Source organism: Beijerinckiaceae bacterium (genome assembly GCA_004564215.1).
Classification (GTDB): Bacteria; Pseudomonadota; Alphaproteobacteria; order Rhizobiales; family Beijerinckiaceae; genus Methylocapsa.
Map to the genome: position 1 here is coordinate 2,228,346 of CP024846.1, position 11,723 is coordinate 2,240,068.

Sequence of the window (11,723 nt, forward strand, 5' to 3'; positions counted from 1 at the left end):
GGGCCTCGGGCATATGTGCACGAGCATCCGGAACAGCATCCAAATGCGCCGATTTCCGTGTGTAAGGAGACGTGGCCGAGCGGCTGAAGGCGGCGGTTTGCTAAACCGTTATAGGGTTGTAAAGCCCTATCGAGGGTTCGAATCCCTCCGTCTCCGCCAGCCGACGTATTTACGATCACAATCTGGGCTGGCGAGGGGTTGGCGCGACCGCTCCCCGAACCCGCGCGCGAGAGTTTGAAACTGAAAATCAGGCTGGGAGTAGGTTCGATGCAGCAGGCTCGTCATTGTTTCGTTTGGCCCCTTCGACTGTTTCTCCGACTTCGGTCGGCCGCATGCGCGCTCGGGCTCTTGCTCGTGCTTGCCGTCGGGCCTTTCGCCCCGGCGCGGGCCGCGCCCGCAGACCCCTCCGGCCTCTGGTGGACCAAAAACAATGGCTCGATTATCAAGATTGTGCCCTGCGCCAAGCTTTTTTGCGGCACTTTGGTTTGGCTGAAGGAACCCAATAAGCCCGACGGGACACCCAAAACCGATATTGCGAATGAGGATGAGAGCAAACGCGCTCGCCCGGTGATCGGCATTCAAATATTGATTGATCTGAAATCGGACGGAGACCATTGGCAGGGTCAAGCCTATAATCCCGAGGACGGCAAAACATATGATGTCGATTTTAAAGTCATGACAGGTGGCGATACTGCGGAAATCAGAGGCTGCGTTTTAAAAATCCTTTGCAAGACCGACACTTTTACCAAGGCTCAGGCGGTTCCAAAGCCATTGGCGGTTCAGCCGTGACGCTTGTTCGCAACATGGGCCTGCTGCCGGGCGCCCGGATATCGTGTTGCTTCTTGCTGGCGCCGACCGCGGGAGAACACCGCGACTGCTGCGCCAAGGCGGCAGCAAGATAATTTGAGTGGGTCTATGATTCAGGAAAGGGGCGGTTCAACCAGATGCGGAGGGTGGATCCTGGCGATGACGGGCGCCCTCGCATGCTTCGCTTTGAGCCCCCTTCAATCGCCGTTGGGTTCGGCGCAGGCGGAAGTCCAGCCAGCCAAGTCGAAGCCGTCCCTCACGGTCCCACTACCACCGACGCGGCCCGTTCAGCCCGCCGCGGTAAGTCCGGTGTTGGCACCATCCCTGCTGGCGCCACCGGCCGTCGCTCCGCCTCAACCGACTCCAACGGAAGGATTGCTGCAGCCGCGAAAGCTTCCGCCCGCATCGCGGGCTCGGATGCATGCATGCGGCCTGGAATGGCAAAACATGAAGCGCGCCGGAACCGCCGTCGATAAGACCTGGCTGGATTTCGCGCTAGCTTGCCTGACGAGATAAAGCCCGGTCCGGGTGGTATCGGTGCGGCAAACCACGCCGCCGCAAAGATCCTTGTCTTCGCGCCCGGTCCATGCGTGCCGACACGCCCTCGGCCAAAGCTCGTGGGACGCCCAAATCCAATCGACTTGCCGTCGCGGAAGTCTGGCCCGCGCGAAAACCGACATCAAAGGTCAGAGGGAAACAACCGGCGACGCGGAAAAACTCTCTCGCCCCATGCATTGCGTGCGAGAGTCGCGGCCGGCTGTCTCCATTCCAACTGTGCAGTCGTTAAACCGTCTCCGGCGAGCCCGAAGGCGGCGGCGGGGGTTTGCGGACGACTGGCCGGCGTGCTTTCTTAGCAGCGGCTTTCTTGGCCGGAGCCTTTTTGGCCGGAGACTTCTTGGTGGCCTTTTTGGCGACTGACTTTTTGGCGGCGTATTTCTTGGTAGCCGTCTTCTTCGTCGCCTTCTTTACGGCCTTCTTCACGGCCTTGCGCGCGGTCTTCTTAACGCTGCCCTTTTTGACGGCGCCCTTTTTCGCGGCCGACTTTTTCGCCGCGGATTTCTTCATTGGCTTTTTGGTGGTTGCCTTCACCATGTTCAAAGTTCCCTCTGCTGTTTTAGTCGACTGATTCAAAATGCCGACTAGAGGCTTACACAGCGTAGCGTTGTTCATCAGTCGTGCAAGAGGTGTTGCTTGGCAAGCAACGCAAATGGCCGCCAATAGAGCATCGGCAACGCATCCGAAAATGCTTTCACCTGCGCTCTTTCAGAACACTTCAAGCCTCTATTAGTGAGGCTTGATGATTGAGCGTGAGAGGCCGCGCAAGATGCTTGCAACGATATTCGCAATCAGCGTCGATCGCCGTTGAAACGAAGCGCGCCGACTCTCGTCAATCGTTTTCTTAGATTTAAAAACCGTTGATATTTAAAGGCTCTATTCTATTCGTCACGTGTCGGCGCATGTCGCGCGTCGATGTGATGCGCAACAACCATTGCAATGTCAGGGCCTTCACTCGCAGGGTTTTTTATCTGTCGAAAACAGCGCTTCCGAAGCGCTGTTTTGAGTCGCCGTTCAAGTTCGAGAAAGGAATCGCACGACACCTTTCCAAAGCGTCGAAGGCCGCAAAAAAAAATTTCGTGGGATGAAAAAAAAAGTGCTTCGCAATGGCACTGCCGTCGCTTCAATCGACGCAGACTGCGCGAATCACCCGAATCACTTGAGTGATTCGCGCGGCATTTTTAGATGCCGAGCTTCGCTTTCAGCAGCTCATTGACGGTTTGCGGATTGGCCTTGCCGCCGGTTTCTTTCATGACCTGACCAACAAACCAGCCGAGCATCGAAGGCTTGGCCTGTGCTTGCGCGACCTTGTCGGGATTGGCTGCGATGATCGCATCGACGGCGGCAGCGATGGCTCCCTGGTCTGTGACCTGCGTCATGCCGCGTGCGGCGACGATGGCGCGCGGATCGCCATCCTTTTCGTCGGTGATGATGATCGCCAGCAAATCCTTGGCGATCTTCCCGGAGATTGTACCGTCGCCGATAAGGTCGACAATCGAAGCGATCTGGCTTGGCCGGATATGTGTCTGCGGAATCGACAGCCCCTGGGAATTGGCAAACGCAGCGACGTCACCATTGATCCAATTGGCGACAAGCTTGGCGTCGCGCTTCTTGCCGTCGTACTTGGCCGCGGCTTCAAAATAATCGGCGGTGTCCTTGTCGGCGACGAGGACACCGGCATCATAGGGGGACAGGCCGTAGTCTTCGACGAAACGCGCCTTCTTGGCGTCGGGAAGTTCCGGCAGATAGCCGGCCAAAGCATCAACGAAGGCCTGGTCGAACTCGAGCGGCAGAAGATCCGGGTCGGGGAAATAACGGTAGTCGTGCGCCTCCTCCTTGGAGCGCATGGAGCGTGTCTCGCCGCGACCGGGATCAAACAGCCGGGTTTCCTGCTCGATCGCTCCACCATCCTCGATGATGCCGATCTGACGGCGGGCCTCGACTTCGATCGCCTGCCCAATGAAGCGGATCGAATTGACGTTTTTGATTTCGCACCGCGTACCGAGTGGCTCGCCGGGGCGTCGGACCGACACATTAACGTCCGCGCGCAGGGATCCCTGCTCCATATTGCCGTCGCAGGTCCCCAGATAGCGCAAAATCGTGCGCAGCTTGGTGACGTAAGCGCGGGCTTCCTCTGCCGAACGCATGTCCGGCTTGGAGACGATTTCCATCAGCGCGACCCCGGACCGGTTGAGATCGACGAAAGAATCCGTCGCCGACTGGTCGTGCAGAGATTTGCCGGCATCCTGTTCGAGATGCAGCCGCTCGATCCCGACCTCGATTTGCTCCGTCGGCGAGACATCGACCGTGACGATGCCCTCGCCGACGATCGGGCTCTTATATTGTGAGATCTGATAGCCCTGAGGCAGATCGGGGTAGAAATAATTCTTGCGGTCGAAGACCGAGCGGAGGTTGATTTTCGCCTTAAGACCCAGCCCCGTGCGCACCGCCTGCGCGACGCACTCTTCGTTGATGACCGGAAGCATGCCGGGCATGGCGGCGTCGACAAGCGAGACATTGGTGTTCGGTTCCTGGCCGAACTCGGTCGAGGCGCCGGAGAAAAGTTTCGAATGCGAGGTCACCTGGGCGTGGATCTCCATCCCGATCACGACTTCAAAGTCGCCGGTCGCGCCCTTGATGAGTTTGGAGGGTTTTGCATATGTGTTCATGATCGTCCTTCCCCACCCGTCAGCGAAGCCGGGCTTCGCTGACCCCCCCCCCTTTCAGGGGAGGGATTGTTCGACCCCGCGCCGCGCCTGGGCCTCGTGATAGATCGTTTCAACGACACCATTCAGATTTTCATTCACTTCATTATTCCAGAACGCGGAGCACTTTGAAGCCGGCAGCTGCTAGTTTCGCATCCCGTTCCGTATCCCGATGAAGATGGCCGTCCTCGCCATGCTGAGCGCCATCTATTTCGATAACCAGCCACGACTTCAGACAGGCGAAGTCAACGATGAAGCCCTCGCGCGGCACTTGCCGACGAAAGTGCAGACCCTGATCCTAAAGCCCGCAGATGAACCCAAAGCTTTACCTCTTGCGGTGTCATCGTCTTGCGTAACCGCCGAGCAATCTCATTGGCCAGAACTCATCCATATAGGCAATCCCTCCCCGGTACGGGGAGGGTGGCGGCGAAGCCGACGGGTCGGGCGTGATTACGCCCACCATTTCGGCGGCAGATCCAATTTGGGTGCCGAGTCCTCGATGGTTTGCGCGGCCGCAAACAATGTTTCTTCGTCAAAAGCGCGGCCGATCAGCTGAAGCCCCAAGGGCAGGCCCTCGGCCGACAGTCCCGCCGGAACCGCGATGGCAGGCAGCCCCGCCATGTTCACGGTGACGGTAAAAATATCATTCAGATACATCTCGACCGGATCGACGGACCCCTTCTCGCCAAGACCGAAGGCGGCGGAGGGGGTCGCGGGGGTCAAGATTGCGTCGATGCCATCGGCGAAGGCGGTCTCGAAATCGCGCTTGATCAAGGTTCTGATCTTCTGCGCCCTTACATAATAAGCATCGTAGTAACCGGCCGAGAGCACATAAGTGCCGATCATGATGCGCCGGCGGACTTCCTTGCCAAAACCCGCCGCCCGGGTCTTTTCATACATGTCGGCGATGTCCTTGCCCGGGACGCGCAGACCGTAGCGGACACCATCGTAGCGCGCGAGGTTCGAGGACGCCTCTGCCGGCGCCACTATATAATATGCAGGCAAGGCAAAACGCGTATGGGGAAGCGAGATCTCGACAATCGAGGCGCCCGCCGCTTTCATCCATTCAATTCCCTGCGCCCAGAGCGCTTCGATTTCACCAGGCATGCCCTCGCGGCGATATTCCTTCGGAATGCCTATCGTCAGGCCTTTGACGCCGCGCCCAACGGCAGCTTCGAAATCCGGCACTGGAATATCGACCGATGTCGTATCCTTGGGATCATGGCCCGCCATCGAGCCCAGCATAATTGCGGAATCGCGCACCGTCCGGGCGATCGGACCGGCCTGATCGAGCGAGGAGGCAAAGGCCACAATGCCCCAACGCGAGCAGCGGCCATAGGTCGGTTTGATCCCCACCGTTCCGGTAAATGCCGCAGGCTGCCGGATCGACCCGCCTGTATCGGTGGCCGTCGCGCCGAAACAGAGCCGCGCGGCGACGGCCGCCGCCGAGCCGCCGGATGAGCCGCCCGGAACCAGCGCGGTGTTCGAGGCCCCATTGGGTCCTTTTCGCTGCCAGGGCGAAATCACCGGGCCGTAATAAGATGTTTCGTTCGACGACCCCATGGCGAATTCGTCGAGATTAAGTTTTCCGAGCATCACCGCGCCGTCGCGCCAGAGATTGGCGGTGACAGTCGATTCATAAGGCGGCACGAAGCCCTCGAGAATATGGCTGCCCGCCGTCGTCTGCACACCTTCGGTACAATAGAGATCCTTGATGCCGAGCGGAATTCCTTCCAGCGGTCCGGCTTCGTGTTTCGCGAGCCGAGCATCCGCCATCTTCGCCATGGCGAGCGCCTTTTCCGGCGTCTCGACGATGAACGCATTCAGCGGGCGGGCTTTTTCGATTTCGGCGATATGGGCCTTCGCGAGTTCGACAGCCGAGATTTTTTTCTCTCTCAAAGCGTCGCGCGCCTCGGCGAGCGTCAGCTCGGTGGGGTCGGTCAAAGCCATGTCCGCTCTCATTCCACCACTTTGGGCACGACGAAGAAATGATCGTCCGAGACCGGCGCGTTGGCGATAATCTTGTCCGCGATGGCGCCGTCGGTCACGGCATCGGTCCGTTTCTTCATTGGCATCGGCATCACAGATGTCATCGGTTCGACGCCGTCGACATCGGCGCCCGCCAGTTCCTCGACGAAGGCGAGAATGGCGTTGAGCTCGCTTTGCAGATGCGGCACGTCGTCCTCGCTGACCTTGATCCGCGCCAGATGCGCGATACGCCGCACGGTCGCCTGATCGACGGACATGACGTCTCCCTGGGTTTGGGCTGAAGCAAGGGGAGGCTATAGCACCGGGGCTGCCGCCGGGGCAATGCATGAGCGTCGTTTATCGGACTGCAAGCGTTGCGGAGATTTGCGGGCGCCGGGCGGTCGGCTTGGCGCAAGGGCGCGCCTCTACTCTGGGGGCATGCCCTTATCTCCACAGAAGAGATTTTTATGACTGTTTTGACGAGTGGGAACAGGCTCGAAGCTACGGATCCCGCGGCCGAGCAGGCCGCACTCCAATGGGCGGACGCGGATCTGCTCGCAAACGCGCTCGAATATTTCCGCGCCGGCCGCTATGCCGAGGCGGAGGCGAGCTATACGACCATCCTCAGCCATGAGCCCGATCATTTTATTTGCTTGCATCATTTGGGCCTGATTGCCCACCGGCAAGGCGACCATGCGGCCGCGGTAAAGCTTATAGAACAGGCAATCGTGATCAAACCGGATTATATTGAAGCTCTATCCAATCTTGGGGCGGTCCATCGCGCTCTCGGCAATACCGAGGCAGCCCTCGCCGTGACGCAGCAAGCGATCGCTTTGGCGCCGGAATTTGCGCAGGCCCATTCCAATCTCGGCAACGCCCTTGAAGACCAGGGCCTTCTCGATGCCGCGCTCGCGGCCTACCAAAAAGCCGCCAGCCTCAACCATGGTTTCGTCGAGGCCCACACCAATTGCGCCAATGTGCTGCGCAAACTCGGCAAGTGTGAGGAAGCGCTTGCGGTCTGCGAGGATATTATCGCCCATCGGCCCGATTCTGCCGAACCCTATTTCAGTCTCGGCAATATTTTGAGGGAGCTGAGCCAACCCGGAGAGGCCGTGCGCGCCTATCGACGGGCGCTCGAGCTTCGGCCGAATTTCGCCGAGGTCTATACCAATCTGGGGAATATTTTGCAGGGCCAGGAAGCGTTCGAGGAGGCGGTCGCCGCCTATCGCGAAGCCGTCGCGCTGCGTCCAGATCTTGCCGACGCGCATGCCAATATGGGCGCGGCGCTCGAAAGCCTCGGCCGTCTTCCAGAGGCCATCGACTCCTATCGCACCGCGATCGCACTCAATCCGAAATTTTTGGCGACTCGCGGTTGGCTGCATCACAAGCGGCGTCTGATCTGCGACTGGGATCAAATCGAGGCCGAAGAAACCGAGCTTCGCACCCTCATGGCCTCGGCGCCGCAACGGCAGCCCGTGCATCCGTTCCCGGTCCTCAGCATGGCGGTGAGCGGGGCCGAACAATTGCATGTCTCGGAAGCCTTTGCGGCACATTTCACGGCGGGTGTCGAGGTATTCGAGCATCGGCGGGAAGATTTCGCGGCTGGCCGGAAGCTCAAAATCGGCTATCTGTCGGCCGATTTTTGCCGTCACGCGACGGCGCATCTGATGGCGGAACTGTTCGAGCGTCACGACAAGTCGAATTTCGAAATTCTTGCCTATTCGCATGGGCCGGACGATCGGAGTGAACTCGGCGCGCGTTTGCACGATGCATTCGACGCTTTCATCGATCTTCGCGGGATGACCGACGACGAAGCCGCCCGCCGCATCCATTCCGACAGGATCGATGTTCTGATCGAGCTGAAAGGCTACACCAAAGGCGCGCGCACTGGGATTTCCGCCAGACGACCGGCTCCGGTTCAGGCAAGCTTCGTCGGTTTTCCCGGAACCTTGGGCGCCGACTTTATAGATTATGTCATCGCCGATCCCTTTGTGCTGCCGATGGATCAGCAGCACTTATATCGCGAGAAAATCGTCCATCTGCCGCATTGCTATCAGCCGAACGACAGCCGCCGGCTGATCGGAGAGATCACGCCCACCCGCGCCGAATGCGGTCTGCCCGAACAGGGATTTGTTTTCTGTTCGTTCAACAATAGCTATAAAATTACGCCCGCGTTTTTCGATATTTGGATGCGTCTTTTGACGGCGATACCGGGCAGCGTGCTTTGGCTGCTGGACGCCAACGCGCTCGTCAAGGACAATCTCCGCAAGGAGGCCGTCAAGCGCGGCGTCGCGCCGGAGCGCCTCGTTTTCGCACCAAAATGCTCGTCGCCTGAACATCTTGCCCGACATCGGCTCGCGGATCTGTTTCTCGACACCTTGCCTTACAATGCGCATACGACGGCGAGCGATGCCTTATGGGCGGGGCTACCGGTTCTGACCTGCGCCGGGGACCGATTTGCTGGCCGCGTCGCGGGCAGCCTGTTGCAGGCGATCGGTCTGCCCGAACTCGTAACTTTTTCGCCTGCCGACTATGAATCGCAGGCGTTGCGGCTTGCCCGCGAACCATCCATGCTGCAAGGCCTGCGGCACAGACTGGTCGGGAACCGGCTGAGCACGCCTTTGTTCGATATCGAGCGCTATACCCGCCATTACGAATCCGCGCTCACCCAAATGTGGGAAAATTGGGCGAATGGTCACGAGCCGCAAGGCTTTGCCATTGCATCTTCGCTCGAACGCGAGCGGCATGCCAACGCCGCGCCGACCGTCGAAAGGGTCGCCTATCGCGCTTGTCCGCTGTGCGGAAGCCATGAATTTCCGGCGGTGCTCGGGGCCGATTGCTCGAAACATCCGATCTATCACCCATCCCTTCCGCCGGTCATGAACTGGCACGAATGCCGCGCCTGTGGCCATGTTTTCACCGAAGGCTATTTTGACGCGGATGCCGCGTCGATCGTGTTCGCCAAAACCCACCCCAATCAGACCGTCGGTTACGACATGGAACGCCAGCGCCCGGTCTCGGCAAAAATTGTCGAGCGGGTCGCGCGCCGGGCGCCGGAGGGGCGCTGGCTCGATGTCGGTTTCGGCAATGGGTCCCTGCTGTTTACGGCGGAGGAATGGGGATTTTTGCCAGTCGGGCTTGATCTTCGTAAGGACAATGTCCGCTCGCTCAATGTTCTCGGCTACGAGGCGCATTGCCTGTCCATCGAGGACCTCGGCGACGATGGGCGATATAGCGTCATCAGCATGGCCGATGTTCTGGAACATTTACCGTTCCCAAAGGCCGGGCTTGCTGCCGCCCATCGGCTGCTTCGTCCGGGAGGTGTGCTTTTCCTCTCGATGCCGAATATGGAGAACATGGTCTGGAAGCTGCTGCACGCCAACAAAGTCAATCCCTATTGGGGCGAGATCGAGCATTATCACAATTTTTCCCGCAAGCGTCTTTATGCACTCTTGCAAGAACATGGATTTGTGCCGGTCGAGTATAATGTCAGCGAACGCTACCGGATCTGCATGGAGGTGATTGCGGTGAAGCAGGGGTAAAGGGAAAAGGCCGCCGGGGCCAACTCAAGCTTGTCCGCGGCCCGAGCGAATTGCCGGGATGATCCGGCTCCCGGATGGAAACGCGATATGCGCCTGGCTCATTCGAAATAGATGAGCTTTGCATCGGTCAGGGCTTCGGTGCATTCGGCCCGCTTGCCTTCGGCATCGAACTTCTTGGCTCGTGCCAAGATTGCCGCAAATCCCGCGCGGGCCCGCTGTTCGGCCTGCTTTACCGATTCTGCCGTCGGCTGATGGCTGAGTTGCGCTCCGATCGATTGGGGCGCGCTCGGTCCTGCGCCCGGCCCAGCCTCCTGGATGGACTTCTCGAACTTTTCAATCTCCGCGGTGCACGGCCCGGCATGGGCAGAAGCGATGGGAAAACCGAAAATCCCGGCAAGGATCAATGCGGCGGCCAATTTGCAGGTCATGGCGAACCCTCTTCGGTGGGACTTAAAATTCGCGGGCGTGGGCGAGCGTCGATACCCAGATGCCCCGAAGATGGGCCGCCACGCCCTCTCATTCAAGATCGCGAAACGACTGTCAACGGAGCAAACAAAGGCACTGGCCCATCGCTTATTCCATGAACCAACCATGGCTGACAATCAGGGATTGGCCGGTCAGCGCATTGGATTTGAACGAAGCGAAAAACAAGGCGACCTCGGCGACATCCTCGACCGTGGTGAACTCGCCGTCCACGGTTTCCTTCAGCATCACATTCTTGATGACCTCCTGCTCCGTAATTCCGAGCTCTTTGGCCTGCTCGGGGATCTGCTTGTCCACGAGCGGCGTGCGAACGAAACCGGGGCAGATCACATTGGCGCGAACGCCATGCGCCGCGCCTTCCTTGGCCACGACTTTTGCGAGGCCGATCAGGCCGTGCTTGGCCGTGACATAAGGCGCCTTCAATACGGAGGCTTCCTTCGAGTGTACCGAGCCCATGTAGATGATGCTGCCGCTGTTCTGCTTGTACATATGCCGCAGCGCTGCGCGAGTCGTTAAAAACGCTCCGTCAAGATGAATCGCAAGCAGCTTTTTCCATTTGGCGAAGTCGAAATCGACGAGGGGCGAAACGATTTGAATCCCGGCATTGCTGATGAGGATATCGAGCGCGCCAAATCGCTCGAAGGCTTTGTCGATCCCAAGGTTCACTTGCTCTTCGTCGGCGACATCCATGGCGACGCCCATCGCCCGCGCCCCGGACGGGTCGATTTCGGCGGCGGTGGCGTCGGCGGCCTTTTGGTCAAGATCGGCGATGACGACCTTGGCGCCCTCGCGGGCGAAAATGATCGCAATCTCCTTGCCTATCCCGCTGGCGGCGCCGGTAATGACGGCGACCTTATCCTTCAATTGCATCGGACGCTCCGCTCCAAATCCAACTCGTTTCGTACTCAGGCCAAATAGTCGAACACCACCTCGCCGAGCCCCAGCGTCAGGTCGGTGACGAAATGACTGGCGGAGACCACCTCGCGCACGGGCAGCCGGGCGACATCGCACATGGCATGTTCGAAAAGTTGAATGGCGGCGGGACCCGACCAAGCACCTTTCAGCGTCACATCCTCGCAATAATAGCGCACGAGTTCGCAGATCCGCGGCGTGCAATCCACATGCGGGATGATCTTGATCATGAAGTTGGGCTTTGCGAGGCTTTTCAGCAAAGGCCCCGGGTCAAGCTCATGATGCTTGTAGCCCATGGTGGCGGAAACGCAGAGCACCGAACCATAGTGCAGGGTGCAGACCAAAGTCTCGCTCTCGTGGCGGATTTCCGGGCTGGCAAGCTTTTTGGGAAAGCCCCAGATTTCCCGCCCGCCGGCGATCGGAGAATTATCGTCGAGATACATGGCGTGCACATAGCCGCCTTCTTGCACCGAGCCGTCGGCGGCGCGAAACCGTACCGGAATAACCTGCCCCGTCTCGGTATAGTCGCCAAAGCCGGTCGAGTCCGGCATGCGGATGAATTCATAGTTGACGATATCGCCGACGACCTCCAGAGGTTCGGGCACCACGGCGCGCAAGACCTCTGGATCCGTCCGGTAGCTGATCACGACAAATTCGCGGTTGTAAAATTTATACGGACCGCGTGGGTAGGCGGGGTCGGTCAAAGGCATAGCGAAGGCTTTTTTGGCGACATCCGCGAGCTTCATTTGGG

At 59.2% G+C, this 11,723-nt stretch carries 11 protein-coding genes, 1 tRNA gene and 1 pseudogene; 4 read left to right on the forward strand and 9 right to left on the reverse strand.

What is annotated here, in order from left to right:
* Window positions 1-65: 65 nt before the first annotated feature.
* A tRNA-Ser gene (locus CU048_10425) sits at window positions 66-159 on the forward strand.
* Window positions 160-267: 108 nt separating this feature from the next.
* Window positions 268-789 carry a DUF2147 domain-containing protein gene (locus CU048_10430; GenBank protein ID QBR71624.1) on the forward strand — a complete coding sequence of 174 codons (522 nt, stop codon included), beginning with the start codon at window positions 268-270 and terminating at the stop codon, window positions 787-789.
* Between the two features lie 371 nt (window positions 790-1,160).
* On the opposite strand, the gene CU048_10435 is transcribed toward CU048_10430, so the two are convergent.
* A complete protein-coding gene (locus tag CU048_10435; protein ID QBR71625.1) occupies window positions 1,161-1,487 on the reverse strand; it encodes a hypothetical protein in 327 nt (108 codons plus the stop codon).
* Between the two features lie 103 nt (window positions 1,488-1,590).
* Window positions 1,591-1,899 carry a histone-like protein 2 gene (locus tag CU048_10440; protein ID QBR71626.1) on the reverse strand — a complete coding sequence of 103 codons (309 nt, stop codon included), beginning with the start codon at window positions 1,897-1,899 and terminating at the stop codon, window positions 1,591-1,593.
* 365 nt (window positions 1,900-2,264) lie between these two features.
* On the opposite strand from CU048_10440, the gene CU048_10445 reads away from it, so the two are divergent.
* The gene (locus CU048_10445) at window positions 2,265-2,450 is read left to right on the forward strand and encodes a hypothetical protein (GenBank protein QBR71627.1); all 186 of its coding nucleotides are present in this window, start codon (window positions 2,265-2,267) and stop codon (window positions 2,448-2,450) included.
* A gap of 93 nt (window positions 2,451-2,543) precedes the next feature.
* Here CU048_10445 and gatB read toward each other — a convergent pair whose 3' ends face one another.
* The 4 genes and pseudogenes from gatB to CU048_10465 form a co-directional block, all read right to left on the reverse strand.
* Window positions 2,544-4,031, reverse strand: a complete 1,488-nt coding sequence (gatB, locus tag CU048_10450; protein ID QBR71628.1) for an Asp-tRNA(Asn)/Glu-tRNA(Gln) amidotransferase GatCAB subunit B — start codon at window positions 4,029-4,031, stop codon at window positions 2,544-2,546.
* Window positions 4,032-4,085: 54 nt separating this feature from the next.
* Window positions 4,086-4,447: pseudogene (locus tag CU048_10455) on the reverse strand (endonuclease domain-containing protein).
* A 70-nt stretch (window positions 4,448-4,517) separates the two neighbouring features.
* Complete coding sequence (gene gatA, locus CU048_10460) at window positions 4,518-6,017, reverse strand: Asp-tRNA(Asn)/Glu-tRNA(Gln) amidotransferase GatCAB subunit A (GenBank protein QBR71629.1); 1,500 nt, start codon at window positions 6,015-6,017, stop codon at window positions 4,518-4,520.
* Window positions 6,018-6,025: 8 nt separating this feature from the next.
* Entirely contained in the window at window positions 6,026-6,313 is a 288-nt protein-coding gene (locus CU048_10465) for an Asp-tRNA(Asn)/Glu-tRNA(Gln) amidotransferase GatCAB subunit C (GenBank protein ID QBR71630.1), read from the reverse strand.
* A gap of 189 nt (window positions 6,314-6,502) precedes the next feature.
* On the opposite strand from CU048_10465, the gene CU048_10470 reads away from it, so the two are divergent.
* Window positions 6,503-9,577, forward strand: coding sequence for a hypothetical protein (locus CU048_10470; GenBank protein QBR71631.1), 3,075 nt, complete (start codon window positions 6,503-6,505; stop codon window positions 9,575-9,577).
* 98 nt (window positions 9,578-9,675) lie between these two features.
* Here the strand turns inward: CU048_10470 and CU048_10475 are convergent, their stop codons facing one another.
* The 3 genes from CU048_10475 to CU048_10485 all read right to left on the reverse strand — a co-directional run bounded on the left by CU048_10475 (window position 9,676) and on the right by CU048_10485 (window position 11,718).
* Window positions 9,676-10,005, reverse strand: coding sequence for a hypothetical protein (locus tag CU048_10475; GenBank protein QBR71632.1), 330 nt, complete (start codon window positions 10,003-10,005; stop codon window positions 9,676-9,678).
* A gap of 145 nt (window positions 10,006-10,150) precedes the next feature.
* Window positions 10,151-10,930: a 3-hydroxybutyrate dehydrogenase gene (locus tag CU048_10480; GenBank protein QBR71633.1), complete on the reverse strand. Its 780-nt coding sequence runs from the start codon at window positions 10,928-10,930 to the stop codon at window positions 10,151-10,153.
* 35 nt (window positions 10,931-10,965) lie between these two features.
* A complete protein-coding gene (locus CU048_10485; protein ID QBR71634.1) occupies window positions 10,966-11,718 on the reverse strand; it encodes an acetoacetate decarboxylase in 753 nt (250 codons plus the stop codon).
* Window positions 11,719-11,723 lie beyond the last annotated feature (5 nt).

Coding starts and splice junctions, on each gene's coding strand:
- CU048_10475 (QBR71632.1), bottom strand. CDS start 10,005: ATGACCTGCAAATTGGCCGCCGCATTGATCCTTGCCGGGATTTTCGGT.
- CU048_10465 (QBR71630.1), bottom strand. CDS start 6,313: ATGTCCGTCGATCAGGCGACCGTGCGGCGTATCGCGCATCTGGCGCGG.
- CU048_10470 (QBR71631.1), top strand. CDS start 6,503: ATGACTGTTTTGACGAGTGGGAACAGGCTCGAAGCTACGGATCCCGCG.
- CU048_10485 (QBR71634.1), bottom strand. CDS start 11,718: ATGAAGCTCGCGGATGTCGCCAAAAAAGCCTTCGCTATGCCTTTGACC.
- CU048_10440 (QBR71626.1), bottom strand. CDS start 1,899: ATGGTGAAGGCAACCACCAAAAAGCCAATGAAGAAATCCGCGGCGAAA.
- gatB (QBR71628.1), bottom strand. CDS start 4,031: ATGAACACATATGCAAAACCCTCCAAACTCATCAAGGGCGCGACCGGC.
- CU048_10445 (QBR71627.1), top strand. CDS start 2,265: ATGTCGCGCGTCGATGTGATGCGCAACAACCATTGCAATGTCAGGGCC.
- CU048_10430 (QBR71624.1), top strand. CDS start 268: ATGCAGCAGGCTCGTCATTGTTTCGTTTGGCCCCTTCGACTGTTTCTC.
- CU048_10480 (QBR71633.1), bottom strand. CDS start 10,930: ATGCAATTGAAGGATAAGGTCGCCGTCATTACCGGCGCCGCCAGCGGG.
- CU048_10435 (QBR71625.1), bottom strand. CDS start 1,487: ATGTCGGTTTTCGCGCGGGCCAGACTTCCGCGACGGCAAGTCGATTGG.
- gatA (QBR71629.1), bottom strand. CDS start 6,017: ATGGCTTTGACCGACCCCACCGAGCTGACGCTCGCCGAGGCGCGCGAC.